Source organism: Sphingobium sp. TomTYG73 (assembly GCF_055394245.1).
In genome coordinates, this window is the sequence record NZ_AP027339.1 from 879,347 (window position 1) to 896,850 (window position 17,504).

Consider the following 17,504-nt stretch of genomic DNA (forward strand, 5'->3'; position numbering starts at 1 on the left):
GGTAGCCGCCGCCCTCACTCACTCCCAACCTCTTTCACCGAGCCCGCGAAATCCTCGAAGTCCTGAGCATCGGTGAAGTCCTTATACACGCTGGCGAAGCGAATATAGGCGACGCTGTCGAGCCGTTTGAGGCCTTCCATCACCATCTCGCCGATGGCGCGCGCGGGCACTTCGCCGTCGCCGCTGGTTTCCAGCTGCCGCTGAATACCGGATATGAGCTTTTCCAGCCTGCTGGGATCGATTTGCCGCTTGCGACAGGCGATGTCGATGGAGCGCGCCAGCTTGTCACGGTCGAACGCTTCCTTACGTCCCTCGCTTTTCACCACCCAGATGTCGCGCAGCTGGATGCGCTCGAACGTGGTGAAGCGCGCGCCACAGGCTTCGCACTGCCGTCTGCGGCGAATGGCGGCGCCATCTTCGGTGGGGCGGCTGTCCTTTACCTGACTGTCGTCGTGAGCACAGAAGGGGCAACGCATTCAGTAATAAGCTCCGTTCGTTCGGATGAGTCGAGACACGAGATGGCACAGCCGCCGCGCCTCGACCACCCCTGACAGAACGAAGCGATCAGCCTTCGTAGATCGGGAAGCGGGCGCAGAGTGCCGAAACGCGTTCCCGAACATTGGCTTCAACCGCAGCGTCGCCATGCTCGCCATGATCGCGCAAACCTTCCAGAACATCAGCGATCATGTCGCCAATCGCCTCGAACTCAGCCACACCAAAGCCGCGCGTCGTACCGGCGGGCGAACCCACGCGAATGCCGCTGGTCTTGGTCGGGGGCAGCGGGTCGCCCGGCACGCCATTCTTGTTGCAGGTGATGAAGCTGCGCTCCAACGCCTCGTCAGCATCCTTGCCCGAAATGCCGTAGGGACGTAGGTCGATCAGCGCCAGATGCGTGTCCGTGCCGCCCGAAACGACGGCAAGGCCGCGCTGCTCCAGCTTGCCCGCGAGCGCCTTGGCATTGGTCACGATCGCCTGAGCATAGGTCTTGAACTCAGGCCGCAGTGCTTCGCCGAAAGCGACCGCCTTGGCGGCGATGACATGCATCAGCGGGCCGCCCTGAAGGCCGGGGAACACTGCCGAGTTGATCTTCTTCGCAATGGCTTCGTCATTGGTCAGGATCATGCCGCCGCGTGGCCCGCGAAGGGTCTTGTGCGTGGTCGTCGTCACGACGTCGGCGAAACCGAAAGGCGTCGGGTGCGCGCCACCGGCGACGAGGCCTGCAAAGTGCGCCATATCGACCATCAGCAACGCGCCCACCTTATCCGCGATCGCACGGAACCGGGCGAAGTCGAGGTGACGCGGATAAGCCGATCCTCCCGCGATTATGAGCGTTGGCTTGGCTTCGATCGCCTGGGCTTCGAGGGCGTCATAGTCGATGACGTGCGTATCCTCGCGCACGCCGTACTGCACGGCGTTATACCATTTGCCCGAAAGCGCGGGCTTCGCGCCATGCGTCAGGTGACCACCGGCGTCGAGCGACAGGCCCATGATCGTATCGCCCGGCTTGGTCAGCGCCAGCATCACCGCGCCATTCGCCTGCGCGCCCGAATGGGGCTGCACATTGACGAAGCCGCAGTTGAAGATCTGCTTGGCACGGTCGATAGCCAGCTGCTCGACCTCATCCGAAGGGGCGCAGCCCTGATAATAACGCTTGCCCGGATAACCCTCGGCATATTTGTTGGTGAAGACGCTGCCTTGCGCCTCCAACACTGCCTTCGACACGATATTTTCCGAAGCGATCAGCTCGATCTGGTTCTGCTCGCGCTTCAGTTCCTTGGTGACGCCAGCGAAGACCGCCGGATCGGCATCGGCCAAGCTGCGCGTGAAATAGCCTTCCGCGCGGATATCGGAGAGGTCGGGCTGGGCGAGGGTGGCGGTGCTCATAGGGCTGGCTCCTTAAAGCGCGGGCTGAGAGAGTTTTTCGACACGGCCATAATGGCGGCCACCGCCGAATTCGGTGGAAAGAAAGGCGGTGACGCAGGCCTTGGCCATGTCCACGCCGGTCAGGCGCGCGCCTAAGGCAAGGACATTTGCGTCATTATGTTCGCGGGATAGCGCCGCCGACAATGGTTCCGACACCAGCGCACAGCGGCACGCCGGATTGCGGTTGACCGCGATGGAAATGCCGATGCCAGAACCGCACAGCGCTATGCCGCGCTCGGCCGCGCCCGATGTGACGGCGCTGGCGAGCTTATAGCCAAAATCGGGGTAATCGACGCGGTCGGCTGTCGTTGGGCCGAGGTCATTAACCTCATGACCTTCATCACGCAGCCAATCGGCGAGCTCGGCTTTCAGATCAACGGCGGCATGATCGGAAGCTAGGGCGATTTTCACGGCGAAATTGTCCTGTCACACAAAGGGTGATTCGTATCCCGCGCCTCTTAGGGGCAGAGGCAGCCAATTGCCACAGTCCAGCTGGCCGCTTATGGCCTGCTTCATGGCATCGACAATATTATCCATTCTCATGCTCGCGGGACTGTTTCTCACGGGCGGCGGCATCTACGCGATCGTGAAAAAGGGCGATCGCAAGCGTGGCGTCCTGATGATCATAGCTGGACTGGTCATGTTCGCCAATGTAGCGATTTCCGCTATCCCCGGCCCCGATGTACCGATGCTGGAACGCCACCGCGACTGATCCTAGGCGCGCAGCGCCATCGCCGCCAGAAGATCGGTTTGCGTCACCATTCCACGCAGCTGTCCCGCGCCATCCACGACGATGGCTTCATGCGTCAGTCCACTCGTCAGCGGACGAAGCAATTGCGAAACCGGTGTATGTTCCGACACGAGCAGCGGCTCCGACGCAATGTCGCGGGCCGTCTCACCTGCCCGCGAAAGGTCGAGCGGACCGACCAGACCTTGAACGCGCCCAGCGTCATCCAGCACCGGCAGCGACAATAGACGCCGGGCATGCAGCAGTTCGGCCGCTTCGGCCACGGACTGGCTTTCACGAATAGACAGGATGTCGCGCGACATGATCTCGCCGCACGTCAGCGTGGCATGGCTGCGTTCGGCCGCGCGTACCTCCGCATCATGCAGCACGACCTGCAAATCGGCGGCGTTAACGTCCAGAACATCGCCATAGGCCTGCAACGCTTCCTCGACATCCTGTTCGGACGGCGGCGTTCGCAGCAAGGGCGCCGGATCGTTCGTCCCATGGGCGCTCGGAGATTTGGGCGCGACATGAGGATAGCTGTGCCCCGCGATCCGGTGAAAGATGATTGCCACCGTCACCAGCAGCGCAGTGTTCAGCCCCACCGGGATAAAAGCGAACATATAGCTCGGCGCACCGTTGGCAGCGCCCAGCACGACCGAAAGTGCAACCGCGCCGCCCGGTGGATGGAGGCAGCGCAGCAGGGACATGCCCCCAATGGCGCAACCTACCGCCAGAGCAGCAGCTATCGTAGGATCAGGGATTAGTCGCGCGACGGTAATCCCGACCAGCGCCGATACGACATTGCCGCCGAAAACGGACCATGGCTGTGCAAGCGGGCTTGCCGGCACAGCGAACAACAGCACCGCCGAAGCGCCCATCGGGGCAACCAGCAACGGATGTGCTATGCCGTTCCCCAGCATCAGGCCGCAAAGCAATCCCGTGATCGCGATGCCGCCGATGGCGCCGCTCGCCGCTTTCAACCGGTCGAAGAAACCTGGCCCGGGCGGCGCAGGTATGAAGGCGCTGTAATAGCGGCTCCATATCAGGCGAACGTCGTTGTTCTTCTCGTCACTCATGGCCCGCTGCCGCTAGTCGCGGCGACCGCGCAGGCCAAGATATATTTTCTTGATAGTTGATTTGGCCGGAAACAAAGAAGGGCCGCGTTGCGAGCGGCCCCTCTTCAGCAACCTATGGAGTGTCTCAGCGGATCGGCGAGTCAGGCGACAGGCGCATGTCCAGATAATTGTCGACCGACTTCATCAACTGATCCAGCTCATGTTCGAAAAAGTGGTTCGCGCCACGGATTTCGTCATGATGGATGGTGATGCCTTTTTGCGTGCGCAGCTTATCGACCAGCTTCTGCACGGCATTGGCGGTCACGACCTCATCCGCTGTTCCCTGCACAATGATGCCGGAAGCAGGGCAGGGAGCGAGGAAGGAGAAGTCATACATGTTTGCGGGCGGCGCGACCGAGATGAAGCCGCGTATTTCCGGACGGCGCATCAGCAGCTGCATGCCGATCCATGCGCCGAACGAGAAGCCTGCGATCCAGGTGGTCTGCGCCTCGGGGTGGAAGCTCTGTACCCAGTCCAACGCCGCGGCGGCATCGCTTAGCTCGCCGATGCCATTGTCAAACGTCCCCTGACTGCGGCCCACGCCCCGGAAATTGAAACGCAGCACGGCAAAGCCGCGCTTCACAAAGGTCTTGTAGAGCGCCTGCGTGATGCGGTCGTTCATCGTGCCGCCGCCTTGCGGATGGGGATGCAGGATCATCGCGACTGGCGCGCGGGGGCGAGGCGGAGGGCTGAAACGGCCTTCGAGGCGGCCTTCGGGTCCGGGGAAAATAACGTCGGGCATGGCACCTGTTATGGTTCTGGCCGCCACCCGGAGAAAGGAGGCCGGCGGTTGGATGCGGGCGCGCGAAAGCCAATGCTGGCGTTGCGCGGCAGACCGCCTATATAGAAGCCACCGCCATTTTCGCAATCAATGAGTAACATCCCCTCGTGGCCCTTGATCGCCTTTATCTGGACCACGCCGCGACAACCCCCATGCTGCCGCAGGCGAAAGCTGCCATGCGGGAGGCAATGGACCTGTGGGCAAATCCATCCAGCCCGCATGCGGAGGGACGCGCGGCACGCGCTGCGCTGGAGGATGCAAGGGCGCGGATCGCTGCTGCCTTGGGATGGAGGGGGCATGTCCTGTTCACCTCGGGCGCGAGCGAGGCGATCGTCATTGGCCTGACGCGAGCAAAGGCCGCCCATATTTTCACGTCTCCTGTAGAACATGATTCGGTTCTCCGCGTGACGCCTGAGGCCCAGCGGCTGAAAGTCACCGCAGAAGGCGCCGTGGCGCTTGCTTCAACTGCATTTGGCTCCGGCACGCTCCTCGCCATCCAGCATGTGAATAATGAAACCGGCGTCATCCAGCGGCTCGCAGCATGGGATCGTCAAGGATCGATCCTCTTTGCCGACTGCGCACAGAGCGCAGGCAAGCTCCCCTTGCCTGATGCGGACATGATCGCGATCAGTGCCCATAAATTCGGAGGGCCGCCCGGTGTAGGCGCTCTTCTCGTCCGGGATTTGGCGCTCCTGCAACCCAGCGGTGGTCAGGAGCAGGGCTACCGGCCCGGCACTGAAAATCTTCCCGGCGTTCTTGCCATGACGGCTGCTCTGGAAGATCGCCCGAACTGGCTGCCAGTGGCTGCGCGGCTCCGGGAGCGACTGGACCAAGCCATCGAGGAAACGGGCGGCGAAATCGTTGCACGCGCTGCGCCGCGCAGCCCCGCGATTGCCAGCTACCGCATGCCAGGCGTTTCGGCCCGCGCCCAACTCATTCAGTTCGACCTTGCCGGAATTTCCGTTTCGGCGGGTAGCGCTTGCTCATCCGGCTCACTCAAGACCAGTCACGTCCTCCACGCCATGGGTTGGGACGAGGCTGCGGCCGGTGAAGTCATACGGGTCAGCTTCGGTCCATCGACCAGCGATGCCGACATTGACCGCTTCCTGGACCAATGGACAAGGATGGCGAGCAGGCGGCCATGACCATCTATCTGGACTATCAGGCCACGACGCCTCTCGCGCCCGAGGCTTTTGACGTCATGGTCCCACTTCTGCGCGACCAGTTCGCCAACCCCCACAGCGCCCATCGCTTGGGGAGAGCCGCTGCGGCGCAAGTCGAGCTGGCACGCGAAGAAGTCATCAGGCTCTTGCCCCAGGGAGGGCGGCTGATCTTCACATCGGGCGCGACCGAAGCGCTGAACCTGGCCATTCTAGGAGCGCCCGCCGGTGACATCGTGACGCTGGCGACCGAGCATGCGGCCGTTCTTGACACGGTGTCCGCGCTTGGAACCAAGGGACGACGTGTCACGATCCTGCCAGTCAGCAGCGACGGCCTTGTCGATCTGGACGCAGCGGAAGCCGCGATCAAACCCGGCGTGGGACTCGTCGCTGCCATGCTCGTGAACAATGAGATCGGCGTCATCCAGCCCGTGGACAAACTCGCCGCCCTTGCTCACCGCATCGGCGCGATATTCCTCTGCGATGCGGTGCAAGGCTATGGCCGCGTCCCGATCCCCGACAGCTGTGACATGATCGCCATCAGTGCCCACAAGATTCACGGACCCAAGGGTGTAGGCGCTCTCTGGCTACGGGACGAGGTGAAGTTGGAGCCAGTCATGCACGGCGGCGGGCAAGAGGCGGGGCTGCGATCAGGCACGCTATCGCCTGCCTTGTGCGCCGGTTTCGGCGTCGCCGCCCGGCTCATGCGGGAGAGGGCGGAGCAGGACCACGCCCATGTAGAGGCGCTATGGCAACAGGCGCGCGAACTGTTTGACACATGGACCCTCAACGGCGGCGTGGACGCGCGCTACCACGGCAATCTCAATCTTCGCCGCGACGGGATCGATGGCGCCCGGCTGTTGTCGGAATGCCGTGAAGTCGCATTTTCGCTGGGAAGTGCTTGCGCGAGCGGCTCCGGGCGGCCAAGCCATGTGCTGCGCGCCATCGGATTGTCGGAACGAGAGGCGCGCGGATCGGTGCGGATCGGCTTTGGCCGCTACACGACACTGGCCGAATTGGAGAGTGCCGCAAAGATAATGAACGACGCGGCAGCCGTACAAGCGGCGCCGTAGCCAAGGGAGTCGCAATCATGATCAGGGTCACGTTCGTCAGTGCGGATGGCGAAAATCGTCAGGAGGTCGATGCCGCCGCAGGCTCGGTGCTTCTGGAGGTAGCTCAGGCGGCAGGCCAGCCGCTGGAAGGGACGTGCGAGGGACAGATGGCCTGTTCCACCTGCCATGTGATTGTTGAAGCAGAAGATTTTTCTAAGCTGCCGCCCGCCAGCGAGGCGGAGGAAGATATGCTGGACCTAGCCGCAGCAGCCACCCGGACCAGCCGCCTGTCCTGCCAGATCATATTGGAAGAGAAGCTCGACGGCCTCACGGTCCGCATCCCCGGTGAATCCTACAATATGCAGGGCATGTAGTTCATGCGCCTTCGCATCGGTGTCACGGCGGGGATTATGTTGTCGCTCTCTGGGCCACTCATGGCGCAACAGGATGGCGCGCGCCAATCCCTCTTGCCACCTGCGCCGCGTTACATGGTTAGCGAATCGGCGATGAAGTCCGTTCGCAACCCGCGCGAGATCGAAAAGGAGACCGGCGGCCGCCTCGGCGTCGCGCTGGTCGACAACAAGGGCGGACTGCTTCTCGGCTTCAACCGGGACGAACGCTTCGCCATGTGCTCGACCTTCAAGGCGCCTCTCGCAGCGGCGGTGTTGATGGGCGCCGACGCAGGGCGGTTCGGGTTGGAAGGACAGGTGGCGTTCACTGACGAGGACATTCTCGACTATGCGCCGGTGGTGAAGGCAAACCGCAAACGCGGTCGCCTGTCCATGGCGGAACTGGCCGAGGCGGCGGTGGAGGTTAGCGACAATAGTGCCGCAAACCTGCTGCTGCCGATGATTGGCGGCACGGAAGGATTGACGGCCTTCGCCCGCGCACATGGCGATACGGTGACGAGGTTCGACAGGACCGAACCGGCGCTGAACGAAAATGTAGAAGGTGATCCCCGTGACACCACCAGTCCGGCCGCCATGGCAAACCTCATGGCTCGTCTGATCTTCCGCGACATGAAGAGCGAGAGCGCCGATCGCCTGAGAACATGGCTCAACGCCAGCACAACGGGCGATAAGCGGATCAAGGCGGGCCTTCCCAAAGGCTGGACCTCGGGCAGCAAGACGGGAAGCTGCGGCACCGCCTATAATGATGTGGCGTTGGTCAAGGCGCCGTCGGGCGAGGAATATGTGCTGGCCGTCTATCTCGATCGGCCGACCACCGATGCCAAGACTGCCGAAACAGCAATCGCCGAAGCGGCCCGCGCCGCACTTGATTTCGTCGCGAAGGCGCAGCGAACCGGGCTTGAGTAACCCGGCCCTTGCCATCGCCGCAGCCTTTCGCCATATGCCGCGCCGGGAGTCGGGCGGACGTGGTCGTCGCCAACCTGGTCAGGTCCTGACGGAAGCAGCCACAACGATTTCGCCGCGGGTCGTTCCGGCTCCCACCTTTATTCGGCTTTCCGGCTTCGACAGCCGCTCCTCAAGCCGCTAGATTGTTACCATGTCCGATTCATCTCAGCCCTATCGCGTGCTTGCGCGCAAATACCGGCCGCGTAGCTTTCGCGAACTGATCGGGCAGGATGCCATGGTCCAGACGCTGGGTAACGCCATCCGTCGGGGCAGGCTGGCCCACGCGTTCCTGATGACCGGGGTGCGAGGCGTCGGGAAAACATCGACCGCTCGCCTGATCGCCAAGGCATTGAACTGCGTAGGGCCGGACGGGCAGGGCGGCCCAACGATCGATCCCTGCGGCGTCTGCGAACCCTGCCAGGCAATTGCAGAGGGTCGCCACATCGACGTGGTCGAAATGGACGCCGCCAGCCACACCGGCGTCGATGACGTGCGCGAGATCATCGAGGCAGTGCGCTACGCCGCAGTCTCTGCCCGCTACAAAATCTACATCATCGACGAAGTCCACATGCTTTCGAAGAACGCGTTCAACGCGCTTCTCAAGACGCTCGAAGAGCCGCCCGCGCATGTAAAATTCCTGTTCGCCACGACCGAAGTGAACAAGGTTCCCGTCACCGTCCTTTCCCGTTGCCAGCGTTTCGACCTGCGCCGCATTCCCGCGGAATTGCTCGCGGCCCACTTTGCCCATGTGGTCGAGACGGAACAGGTTGCCGCCGAAGACGATGCTCTCGCGCTGATCGCTCAGGCGGCAGAGGGTTCCGCCCGCGACGGCCTTTCCATCCTGGATCAGGCAATCGCCCATGCGGAAATGGGGGAGGGCGCCCCGCTCGTCACTGCTGCTCAGGTCCGCGATATGCTCGGCCTGTCGGATCGTGGCGCCGTTCGCCGCCTGCTCGGCCTGCTGCTGGAGGGCGATACCGCCGCGCTGCTGGCTGCGGTGCGCGAACAATATGCGCTCGGTATTGAGCCCCTCTCGCTGGTTCGGGGGCTGCTTGAACTGGTGCATGCCGTGACGCTGGCGAAAGCAGGACGGGACATCGCCAATCCCGGCCAATCCGCGGAGGAGCGTGAGGCGCTCGCCACCTGGGCCTCGCAAATCGGTTTCGCGCCGCTTCATCGGCTCTGGCAGTTGCTCCTAAAGGGCCATGACGAGGTTGCAGGCGCCGCATTCCCGATCGAATCCTGCGAGATGGCGCTGCTGCGCGTCATGCACGCCGCGACCATGCCCGACCCCGGCGAGATCGCGCGCCTCCTGCGCGAAGGCTCTGTTCCGGCTGCGCAAACGGCTTCGGTTTCGGCCTCATCCGCCTCGGCTCCTACCGCATCGCTGCCCCAGGATGCTAAGGCCCTCGTCGATCTGCTTTGGGAACAAAAGAAGGGTCGGCTCGCTGACTTCCTTCATGATTGCGTGCGCATCGTCCGGTTCGATCCACCTGAATTGGAATTACAACTAATGCAGGAGTGGGCCGACGGTGATTTCTGCCGTACGCTCTCGATGGAATTGCAGAGGGCGACGGGTTCCCCGTGGCAGATCAAGCGAAGTGAAGGCGGTGCCGCTCCGTCATTGCTGGAGCAGCAACAGGCAAGTCAGGCGCAAGAGCGCGCCGAAATATTCGATACCCCCGTGGTGAAGGCCGTGCTTGCGGCTTTCCCCGAAGCCGATCTTGATCGGACCGAAGCATGGAGCGCAGAGCGATGAAGGATCTGAACGAAATATTGGGCATGGCCAGCCGCGTGCAGGAAGAGCTGCAACGCGCACAGGACAATCTCGACAAGATCGAAGTTGAGGGAGCAGCAGGGGGCGGTCTGGTAAAGGTCCGCGCTTCGGCCAAGGGCCGGATCGTGGGCGTGTCGATCGACGACAGCCTGCTCGCGCCTAGCGAAAAGCAGATGCTGGAAGACCTTGTGGCTGCAGCTTTCAACGACGCTCGCAAAAAAGCGGACGAGGTAAGTTCTGCGGAAATGTCGAAGATGACGAGCGGCCTGCCGCTTCCGCCGGGGTTCAAGCTGCCTTTCTGATCGGCACTCGGATAACAGTCCGTTCAAAAGGACGGCACCAATTGAATGAGGCCCTGATTGTCCCCATAAAGCCATGAACAGCATGGCAGAGCAAATAATCGTGCGGCCCCCCGGAGATTGAATGACTACGCAATATCCCCTCCTTCCGTTGCGCGACATTGTGGTTTTCCCGCAGATGATCGTCCCGCTTTTTGTCGGTCGCGACAAGAGCGTCTCTGCCCTTGAGTCGGCGATGGAAGGAAATAAGGAAATCTTCCTCGTGTCGCAGCTTGACCCTGCGGAGGATGATCCGAACCGCGACTCGCTGTACGACACCGGGGTCGTCGCGATTGTCTTGCAACTGCTGAAGCTGCCGGACGGCACCGTCCGCGTGTTGGTCGAAGGGAAGCATCGCGCGCAATTGCAGTCGATCAGCTCGGCCGATAACCATCTGATCGCTGAAGTCGATCCAGTCGATGAGGTCGCAGCCGAAGGGCCTGAAGCCGAGGCGCTGATGCGCTCCGTCGCCGAGCAATTCGAAAACTACGCAAAGCTGAACAAGAAGCTGCCTGCCGAAACGCCGGTTCAGCTGCGTGAGATCGAGGATGCAGGCCGTCTCGCCGATGCCGTGGCTGCCAATATCAACGTGAAGGTGGCCGACAAGCAGTCGCTGCTGGTCGAGGCTGATCCCGTAAAGCGTCTGGAGATGGTCTTCGCTTTCATGGAGGGCGAGCTTGGCGTGCTTCAGGTTGAAAAGAAGATTCGCGGCCGCGTGAAGCGGCAGATGGAAAAGACCCAGCGCGAATATTATCTGAACGAGCAGCTCAAGGCGATCCAGCGCGAGTTGGGTAATGGCGAAGGCGAAGAGGGTGATGAACTCGCTGAACTGGCCGAGAAGATCGCCAAGACAAAGCTCAGCAAGGAAGCGCGAGCAAAGGCGACGGCGGAGTTCAAGAAGCTCAAGGGCATGCAGCCCATGTCCGCCGAAGCCACGGTCGTGCGTAATTATCTCGACGTGCTCCTGGGCCTGCCATGGGGCAAGAAGGGCAAGGTCAAGACCGACCTCAAGCGCGCGCAAGCGATCCTGGACGAGGATCATTTCGCGCTGGAGAAGGTCAAGGACCGGATCATCGAATATCTCGCGGTGCAGGCCCGGACCAACAAGCTCAAGGGGCCGATCCTGTGCCTCGTCGGCCCTCCCGGCGTCGGCAAGACCTCGCTCGGCCGATCGATTGCCAAGGCTACGGGCCGCGAGTTTGTGCGCCAGTCGCTCGGCGGCGTGCGCGACGAAGCCGAAATCCGTGGCCATCGCCGCACCTATATCGGGTCTCTGCCGGGCAAGATCGTGACCAACCTCAAGAAGGCGGGCACGATGAACCCGCTCTTCCTGCTGGATGAGATCGACAAGCTGGGCCAGGATTTCCGGGGTGATCCGGCTTCGGCGCTGCTGGAGGTTCTGGATCCGGAGCAGAACAGCAAGTTCCAGGACCATTATCTGGAGATCGATGTCGATCTGTCGGACGTGATGTTCGTCACGACCGCCAACTCGCTGAACCTGCCGCAGCCATTGCTGGACCGCATGGAGATCATCCGGCTCGAAGGCTATACCGAGGATGAGAAGGTCGAGATTGCGCAGCGCCACTTGCTGCAGAAGCAGATCGACGCTCACGGCCTCAAGGAAGGCGAGGTGGAAGTCACCGAAGCCGCGATCCGCGATCTTATCCGCTACTATACGCGAGAGGCGGGCGTCCGCACGCTTGAACGTGAAGTGGCACGGATTGCCCGCAAGGCGCTCCGCAAGATTTTGGAAGGCGTTTTCGAGAAGGTTACGATCACGCCGGAAAATCTTGCCGAATATGCCGGGGTGCGGAAATTCCGCCACGGCGTCGGTGAGGAAGAGAACCAGATCGGTGCCGTGACTGGTCTTGCCTGGACCGAAGTGGGTGGCGAGCTGCTGACCATCGAAGCTGTCACCGTACCGGGCAAAGGCGCGATCCGGACGACCGGCAAGCTTGGCGAAGTGATGACCGAATCCGTGCAGGCGGCCTTTTCCTATGTGAAGGCGCGCTCACCGGGTTATGGTATCAAGCCCAGCCTCTTCACCCGGAAGGACATTCACATCCACCTTCCCGAAGGTGCTGTGCCAAAGGACGGCCCTTCCGCAGGCATCGGCATGGTGACCAGCATCGTTTCGACGCTCACCGGCATCCCTGTTCACAAGGATGTGGCTATGACGGGCGAGGTGACGCTGCGTGGCCGTGTACTTCCGATCGGCGGCCTCAAGGAAAAGCTCCTCGCAGCGTTGCGGGGCGGTATCAAGACGGTGCTGATCCCGGCGGAGAATGAAAAGGATCTGGCGGAAATTCCGGCAAATATTAGGGAAGGGCTGGAAATCGTTCCCGTTTCCCATGTGGATGAGGTGCTTGCCCGCGCGTTGATTTCGGTGCCTGAAGCGATAGCCTGGACAGAAGAAGATGACCTAGCCGCACAGCCGAGTCCGGCTGCGGGGCGGGATGGCGACGCGACGCTTCGCCACTGATTGCAAGCACAACGGTGATTAGCCGCCACTTTCAGTGAGATTTAGGCCTATGGTTGAAAATCTCATTGGAGGTGGTGGCTTTGTCGCTTTCCCTTTGACAGCCGATCAAAGCTGGGCCTTATTGCGCCGCCGACGCCGCGATTCCTTAGCTATTCACACAGTTAGAAGGGGGTTCCCAAGGTATGAACAAGCAGGATTTGATCAGTGCTGTTGCCGAAAGCAGCGGTCTTAGCAAAAGCGACGCCAGCAAGGCGGTTGAAGGCGTATTCGATTCCATTTCGTCTGCACTTAAGAAGGGCGACGAAGTCCGGCTCGTGGGCTTCGGCACCTTTTCCGTTTCGCAGCGCAAGGCGTCCACCGGCCGCAATCCGCGTACTGGCGAAACGATGACCATCAAGGCGTCGGCCCAGCCCAAGTTCAAGGCGGGCAAGGGTCTGAAGGACTCGGTCAACTAACAAGCAGGACGGCGCCTTGCAGGGCGCCTGATCCAGAACCAAGATGTTGGGCATCGCGGCCTGATTGGTTTAGGAGAGTAGCGTCGCCGAAGGTGAGAAAGCCTCGTTGCGATCATGTACTGAACAGAGGGAAGAGGGGCGCGGACCAATCGGTCGGCGCCCCGTTTCTTTTTCCATCGTGCGTACGCATTTGCCAGCTTGACGACTATCCAATCGCCGCATATGTGCCGCATCTCTCTTGGGCCGAACGGCCCTGTGGCGATCGTAGCTCAGTTGGTTAGAGCGCTGGTTTGTGGTACCAGAGGTCGGGGGTTCGGATCCCCTCGATCGCCCCATTTTCCTCCTTTTTCTGACGCGATGGGCTTCGCATGAGCCCTCCACCGGACTATAGCCCGACTATGGACGATGCGCGTGACAAGGGCCTGACCCTCAATCCAAAATATGATCGTGACGGGCTGATTACAGCAGTCGTAACTGATGCTGGCAGCGGCGAAGTGCTGATGGTTGCCCATATGAATGCGGAAGCGCTGGCCCTGACCTTGGAAACAGGATTGGCGCATTTCTGGTCGCGCAGCCGCCAGTCGCTCTGGAAAAAGGGTGAGACGTCGGGCCACATGCTGGAGGTGCGCGACATCCGGATCGATTGCGATCAGGACGCGGTTTGGGTGAAGGCGGTTCCGGCAGGTCCAACATGCCACACAGGCGCGCGATCCTGCTTCTTTCGCCACCTAGGCCCGGAAGGACTGACTGCTGTCGATACGGTGGAATAGCCTCGTCATTCTGCCGCTACTGGTCGGGTGCCAGGGGGACGGCGGGGGCTCCGCGAGTTCGGCAGGCAATACCGCCTCGACGTCCGGGCTCGAACGCGCAGCCATCGAAAGCGGCGTCATCGCGGACACCTCCAGATCGTCTCCCGTCGGACTTTTCCAGCGGCGTCATGAGGCGGGCAGTGACAGCCTGTGCATCATTCCTGGTCGATCCGGCGATTTCCGCTTCGGCGCGGAAGCCATTTTCGGCGAGGATCAACGCTGTCGTGGGCGGGGTTCCGCAAAGCGAGCCGGAGACAAGCTGATACTCAGCTTCGATCGGGCGGGGCGCTGCATCATCGTCGCCCAATATGATGGCGATCAGATCGCCTTCCCCGGTGTGCTCGACCTGAAGTGCGCTGATCTTTGCGAGGGTCGGGGTTCACTCGAAGGCGTCAGCTTCCCCCGCGCATCGAGCGAAGCCAGCGCTGCGCTGCGCGCCACCGGGCGCAATGGCAATCCGCTTTGTGAACAGGATTGACGCGGTTCAGCCCGCGTCTCGAACCTGGCTGGTGTCCAGCATTTTGCCCTGCGTGATGATCACGAGGTCCCCCAGCTTCACGGCGGAAAACAGTTTGCGCGCGAAGGCCGTTGGCACGCCGATGCAACCGTGGGTGGCGCTGCCCCATTTGACGTCGCTGCCATGGATCGCCACGCCATCATTCGTCAGTCGCAGCATGTAGGGCATCGGCGCATCATAAAGGCTGGACACATGGTCCGCGTCCTTCTGCGTAATGGGGAAGGCGCCCAAGGGGCTGGGCTTGTCATCGGCACCATATAGGATCACTGCCGCGCCGATTTCATGGCCAGCGCGAAAGGCTGACAGCGTCTGAGCCTTCAGGTCCACCGTGATGATAATCGGCCCCTTCGCGGGCGCTTGGCTCTCATCCCAGACATAGTCGCCATGGCGGAACGGCCCCTCGATCGGGAGCACGCTTTTTACCACCAGCGCGTGCGGATTGACGGGCAGCGGCTGTGACCGGCTTCGCTCGATCGGTGCCTTGGCAAGGGTGCTTTCAGGTGAGGCGACCTTCTGCGGCGAGGACTCTAGATCGCGCCCGTGATCCATATAAATGTTCACCAGCAAACCGGCAGCGCCAAGCACGCCGCCTATGATCAGCTTCGGTCCCGCTGCTTTCGCTACATTCCGGATCAGTCGCGCCATGCCCGTTCTATTGCATGCAAAAGGTTAAGCTCAGCCTTCCCGATCCACCTCGGCCGCCGCGATTGCGGTCAGGTTCAGGACACCGCGAGCGGTGACACCCGGCGTCAGCACGTGAATGGGTTGTGCCAGCCCCATCAGCATCGGCCCCACGGTCGGTGAGCTGGACGACGCGGACAGCGCGGTGAGGGTGATATTCGCCGAATCGAGGTTGGGCATCACCAGCAGATTGGCAGGTCCTTCAAAGCGAGCATCTGGCACCAATCGTTCCCGCAGCGATTGGCTGAGTGCGGCATCCGCGTGCATTTCACCGTCGACCAGCAGGTCCGGCGTCTGTTCGCGGACCAGTTGCAAGGCCGTCCGCATCTTCCGCGCGCTGGGGCTGTGCGAAGCTCCAAAGTTCGAATGCGAAAGAAGCGCCACGCGCGGCGAAAGGCCGAAGTGCCGAAGCTCGGTCGCACCCGCTATAGCCATCTCGGCCACCTGCTCGGGTGTCGGATCGGGGACCATATGCGTATCGGTGATGAACAGCGCGCCTGCGTCCAGAATCAGTCCCGACAGCGCATAGACGCGACTATGCCCCGGCCGACGATCGATGATCCGCAGGACATGTTCCACCTGACCCCAATATTCGCTGTTGCCGCCAACCAGCGCCGCATCGACGCGCCCGGTGCGCAGCAGCATCGCCGCCGTGACCGTCGGGCGCCGATATACGTGACGCAACAACTCGGCTGTAGGGACGCCTTTGCGCGCTGCGATGGCGCGATACGCATCCACCAGTTGCCCGAGCAGTTCATGATCGGTTTCGGGATCGACCACTTCCACATCGCGATCCAGCTCGAACCGCAGACCAAGGCTGGGCAGCTTATCCTTCAATATCCGCCGCCGCGCGACGATGACGGGACGAACGATCCCCTCGTCCAGACCGTCCTGAATCGCGCGCAGCACGCGCTCATCCTCGCCTTCGCCATAGGCGATGCGGCGGCAGGTGCCCCGCGCGGCCTCGAACACCGGCAGCATCAGCTGCGCTGATCGCGTGTTCTGTTGGGCCAGTGACCGGCGATAGGCTTCGATATCCAGTGATCGCTTCGCCACGCCGCTGTCCATCGCAGCTTTGGCGACCGCAGGGGCGATCTCCGCGATCAGCCGGGGATCGAAGGGCGTCGGAATGATATAGTCCGGCCCGAACGCCAGCCGCCGCCCACCATAGGCCTGCGCAACGCTGTCATGCGCAGGCAACCGGGCGAGCGCGGCGATCGCTTCCGCCGCTGCGGCCTTCATGGCCTCGTTGATCTCGGTCGCTCGCGCGTCCAGCGCCCCTCGGAACATATAGGGGAAGCACAGGACGTTATTGACCTGATTGGGATAGTCGGAGCGCCCGGTGGCAACGATCGCGTCGGGCCGTGCCTCGCGTGCGACCTCTGGCCGGATTTCAGGCTCCGGATTGGCCAGCGCGAAGATTAGCGGATTCGGCGCGAGCAGGGGCAGCCATTCAGGCTTCAACACCCCCGGCGCCGACAGGCCCAGGAAAATATTAGCCCCCGGCAGCACTTCGGGCAAAGTCCGCGCATTGGTCTCGCGCGCGTAACGGGCCATGTTCGGCAACATGCCCTCACGACCGGAATGGATGACGCCATCCTTGTCCGTCAGCGTCACATGCTCTTGCCGAAGGCCCATCGACACCAGCAGATCGACGCAGGCCAACGCCGCGGCTCCCGCCCCGGATGTAACCAGTCGCGCTTCTGACAATGTCTTGCCCTGCAAGACCAGCGCGTTTCGCACGGCGGCCGCCACGACGATCGCCGTCCCATGCTGGTCGTCGTGGAAGACCGGAATCTTCATCCGCTTCTTGAGCTCCGCCTCGATGGCGAAACATTCCGGCGCCTTGATATCTTCGAGATTAATGCCGCCGAATGTCGGCTCCAGCAGCGCCACGGCCTCGATGAACTTTTCGGGGTCGGTCGTGTCCACCTCGATATCGAACACATCGATGTCGGCGAATTTCTTGAAAAGGACAGCCTTGCCCTCCATCACCGGCTTGGAGGCAAGCGCACCGATGGCACCCAGCCCCAGCACGGCCGTGCCGTTGGAGATCACCGCGACCAGATTGCCGCGCGCCGTATAGTCCATCGCTTTGTCGGGATCTTCGGCGATTTCCAGGCAGGGGGCGGCCACGCCGGGCGAATAGGCCAGCGCCAAGTCGCGCTGGTTCACCATGCGCTTGGTAGGTTCTATCCGTAGCTTCCCCGGCTGGGGAAAGCGATGATAATCCAGGGCTGCGCGGCGGGTGTTGTCGTCCATGACGCGGCCTTATTATTGATTTGGAATAGGGGCAATGCCGACAGGCCCGTAAATGGCCGATTTGCGT

The 17,504-nt window shown here is 62.0% G+C and carries 17 protein-coding genes, 1 tRNA gene and 1 other RNA gene; 12 read left to right on the forward strand and 7 right to left on the reverse strand.

Annotation, left to right across the window (positions count from 1 at the left end; translation table 11 throughout):
- Nucleotides 1-14 precede the first annotated feature (14 nt).
- From nrdR to rpiB, 3 genes are all read right to left on the reverse strand, one after another.
- Nucleotides 15-476 (reverse strand): transcriptional regulator NrdR, encoded by a 462-nt coding sequence (gene nrdR, locus ACZ5TH_RS04520; protein WP_196226215.1) that lies wholly within the window; start codon nt 474-476, stop codon nt 15-17.
- A gap of 88 nt (nt 477-564) precedes the next feature.
- Nucleotides 565-1,884: a serine hydroxymethyltransferase gene (glyA, locus tag ACZ5TH_RS04525; protein WP_460988023.1), complete on the reverse strand. Its 1,320-nt coding sequence runs from the start codon at nt 1,882-1,884 to the stop codon at nt 565-567.
- A gap of 12 nt (nt 1,885-1,896) precedes the next feature.
- A complete protein-coding gene (rpiB, locus tag ACZ5TH_RS04530) occupies nt 1,897-2,334 on the reverse strand; it encodes a ribose 5-phosphate isomerase B (protein WP_464794764.1) in 438 nt (145 codons plus the stop codon).
- Between the two features lie 103 nt (nt 2,335-2,437).
- Here rpiB and ACZ5TH_RS04535 point away from each other — a divergent pair, with 103 nt between their 5' ends.
- A complete protein-coding gene (locus ACZ5TH_RS04535) occupies nt 2,438-2,635 on the forward strand; it encodes a hypothetical protein (RefSeq protein WP_460988024.1) in 198 nt (65 codons plus the stop codon).
- A 2-nt stretch (nt 2,636-2,637) separates the two neighbouring features.
- Here ACZ5TH_RS04535 and ACZ5TH_RS04540 read toward each other — a convergent pair whose 3' ends face one another.
- Nucleotides 2,638-3,729, reverse strand: a complete 1,092-nt coding sequence (locus ACZ5TH_RS04540) for an HPP family protein (RefSeq protein WP_464794765.1) — start codon at nt 3,727-3,729, stop codon at nt 2,638-2,640.
- A gap of 124 nt (nt 3,730-3,853) precedes the next feature.
- Nucleotides 3,854-4,510 carry an alpha/beta hydrolase gene (locus ACZ5TH_RS04545; RefSeq protein ID WP_196226211.1) on the reverse strand — a complete coding sequence of 219 codons (657 nt, stop codon included), beginning with the start codon at nt 4,508-4,510 and terminating at the stop codon, nt 3,854-3,856.
- 146 nt (nt 4,511-4,656) lie between these two features.
- Here ACZ5TH_RS04545 and ACZ5TH_RS04550 point away from each other — a divergent pair, with 146 nt between their 5' ends.
- The 11 genes from ACZ5TH_RS04550 (at nt 4,657) to hisI (ending at nt 13,938) form a co-directional block, all read left to right on the forward strand.
- Complete coding sequence (locus ACZ5TH_RS04550) at nt 4,657-5,694, forward strand: cysteine desulfurase family protein (RefSeq protein ID WP_464794766.1); 1,038 nt, start codon at nt 4,657-4,659, stop codon at nt 5,692-5,694.
- Nucleotides 5,691-6,782, forward strand: a complete 1,092-nt coding sequence (locus tag ACZ5TH_RS04555; protein ID WP_464795057.1) for a cysteine desulfurase family protein — start codon at nt 5,691-5,693, stop codon at nt 6,780-6,782. Before ACZ5TH_RS04550 ends, ACZ5TH_RS04555 begins: the two co-directional genes overlap by 4 nt.
- Nucleotides 6,783-6,799: 17 nt before the next feature.
- Nucleotides 6,800-7,135: a 2Fe-2S iron-sulfur cluster-binding protein gene (locus ACZ5TH_RS04560; protein WP_464794767.1), complete on the forward strand. Its 336-nt coding sequence runs from the start codon at nt 6,800-6,802 to the stop codon at nt 7,133-7,135.
- A gap of 36 nt (nt 7,136-7,171) precedes the next feature.
- Nucleotides 7,172-8,077 carry an SGM family class A beta-lactamase gene (gene blaSGM / locus ACZ5TH_RS04565; protein ID WP_464795058.1) on the forward strand — a complete coding sequence of 302 codons (906 nt, stop codon included), beginning with the start codon at nt 7,172-7,174 and terminating at the stop codon, nt 8,075-8,077.
- Between the two features lie 41 nt (nt 8,078-8,118).
- Nucleotides 8,119-8,216: signal recognition particle sRNA small type (gene ffs, locus ACZ5TH_RS04570), an RNA gene on the forward strand.
- A gap of 51 nt (nt 8,217-8,267) precedes the next feature.
- Nucleotides 8,268-9,875, forward strand: a complete 1,608-nt coding sequence (locus tag ACZ5TH_RS04575) for a DNA polymerase III subunit gamma/tau (protein ID WP_464794768.1) — start codon at nt 8,268-8,270, stop codon at nt 9,873-9,875.
- Nucleotides 9,872-10,195: a YbaB/EbfC family nucleoid-associated protein gene (locus ACZ5TH_RS04580; RefSeq protein WP_196226206.1), complete on the forward strand. Its 324-nt coding sequence runs from the start codon at nt 9,872-9,874 to the stop codon at nt 10,193-10,195. Before ACZ5TH_RS04575 ends, ACZ5TH_RS04580 begins: the two co-directional genes overlap by 4 nt.
- Before the next feature lie 121 nt (nt 10,196-10,316).
- Complete coding sequence (gene lon / locus ACZ5TH_RS04585) at nt 10,317-12,713, forward strand: endopeptidase La (protein WP_460988030.1); 2,397 nt, start codon at nt 10,317-10,319, stop codon at nt 12,711-12,713.
- A gap of 182 nt (nt 12,714-12,895) precedes the next feature.
- Complete coding sequence (locus ACZ5TH_RS04590) at nt 12,896-13,168, forward strand: HU family DNA-binding protein (RefSeq protein ID WP_196226204.1); 273 nt, start codon at nt 12,896-12,898, stop codon at nt 13,166-13,168.
- A gap of 258 nt (nt 13,169-13,426) precedes the next feature.
- Nucleotides 13,427-13,503: transfer RNA gene (locus tag ACZ5TH_RS04595), tRNA-His, on the forward strand.
- Between the two features lie 63 nt (nt 13,504-13,566).
- On the forward strand, nt 13,567-13,938 hold the full coding sequence (hisI, locus tag ACZ5TH_RS04600) for a phosphoribosyl-AMP cyclohydrolase (RefSeq protein ID WP_464795059.1): 372 nt from the start codon (nt 13,567-13,569) through the stop codon (nt 13,936-13,938).
- Nucleotides 13,939-14,461: 523 nt separating this feature from the next.
- Here hisI and ACZ5TH_RS04605 read toward each other — a convergent pair.
- Complete coding sequence (locus tag ACZ5TH_RS04605; protein ID WP_464794769.1) at nt 14,462-15,139, reverse strand: L,D-transpeptidase family protein; 678 nt, start codon at nt 15,137-15,139, stop codon at nt 14,462-14,464.
- 30 nt (nt 15,140-15,169) lie between these two features.
- Nucleotides 15,170-17,437 (reverse strand): NADP-dependent malic enzyme, encoded by a 2,268-nt coding sequence (locus ACZ5TH_RS04610; protein ID WP_464794770.1) that lies wholly within the window; start codon nt 17,435-17,437, stop codon nt 15,170-15,172.
- Nucleotides 17,438-17,504: the final 67 nt, after the last annotated feature.

Coding starts and splice junctions, on each gene's coding strand:
- nrdR (WP_196226215.1), bottom strand. CDS start 476: ATGCGTTGCCCCTTCTGTGCTCACGACGACAGTCAGGTAAAGGACAGC.
- glyA (WP_460988023.1), bottom strand. CDS start 1,884: ATGAGCACCGCCACCCTCGCCCAGCCCGACCTCTCCGATATCCGCGCG.
- ACZ5TH_RS04535 (WP_460988024.1), top strand. CDS start 2,438: ATGGCATCGACAATATTATCCATTCTCATGCTCGCGGGACTGTTTCTC.
- ACZ5TH_RS04540 (WP_464794765.1), bottom strand. CDS start 3,729: ATGAGTGACGAGAAGAACAACGACGTTCGCCTGATATGGAGCCGCTAT.
- ACZ5TH_RS04545 (WP_196226211.1), bottom strand. CDS start 4,510: ATGCCCGACGTTATTTTCCCCGGACCCGAAGGCCGCCTCGAAGGCCGT.
- ACZ5TH_RS04555 (WP_464795057.1), top strand. CDS start 5,691: ATGACCATCTATCTGGACTATCAGGCCACGACGCCTCTCGCGCCCGAG.
- ACZ5TH_RS04560 (WP_464794767.1), top strand. CDS start 6,800: ATGATCAGGGTCACGTTCGTCAGTGCGGATGGCGAAAATCGTCAGGAG.
- blaSGM (WP_464795058.1), top strand. CDS start 7,172: ATGTTGTCGCTCTCTGGGCCACTCATGGCGCAACAGGATGGCGCGCGC.
- ACZ5TH_RS04575 (WP_464794768.1), top strand. CDS start 8,268: ATGTCCGATTCATCTCAGCCCTATCGCGTGCTTGCGCGCAAATACCGG.
- ACZ5TH_RS04580 (WP_196226206.1), top strand. CDS start 9,872: ATGAAGGATCTGAACGAAATATTGGGCATGGCCAGCCGCGTGCAGGAA.
- lon (WP_460988030.1), top strand. CDS start 10,317: ATGACTACGCAATATCCCCTCCTTCCGTTGCGCGACATTGTGGTTTTC.
- ACZ5TH_RS04590 (WP_196226204.1), top strand. CDS start 12,896: ATGAACAAGCAGGATTTGATCAGTGCTGTTGCCGAAAGCAGCGGTCTT.
- hisI (WP_464795059.1), top strand. CDS start 13,567: ATGGACGATGCGCGTGACAAGGGCCTGACCCTCAATCCAAAATATGAT.
- ACZ5TH_RS04605 (WP_464794769.1), bottom strand. CDS start 15,139: ATGGCGCGACTGATCCGGAATGTAGCGAAAGCAGCGGGACCGAAGCTG.
- ACZ5TH_RS04610 (WP_464794770.1), bottom strand. CDS start 17,437: ATGGACGACAACACCCGCCGCGCAGCCCTGGATTATCATCGCTTTCCC.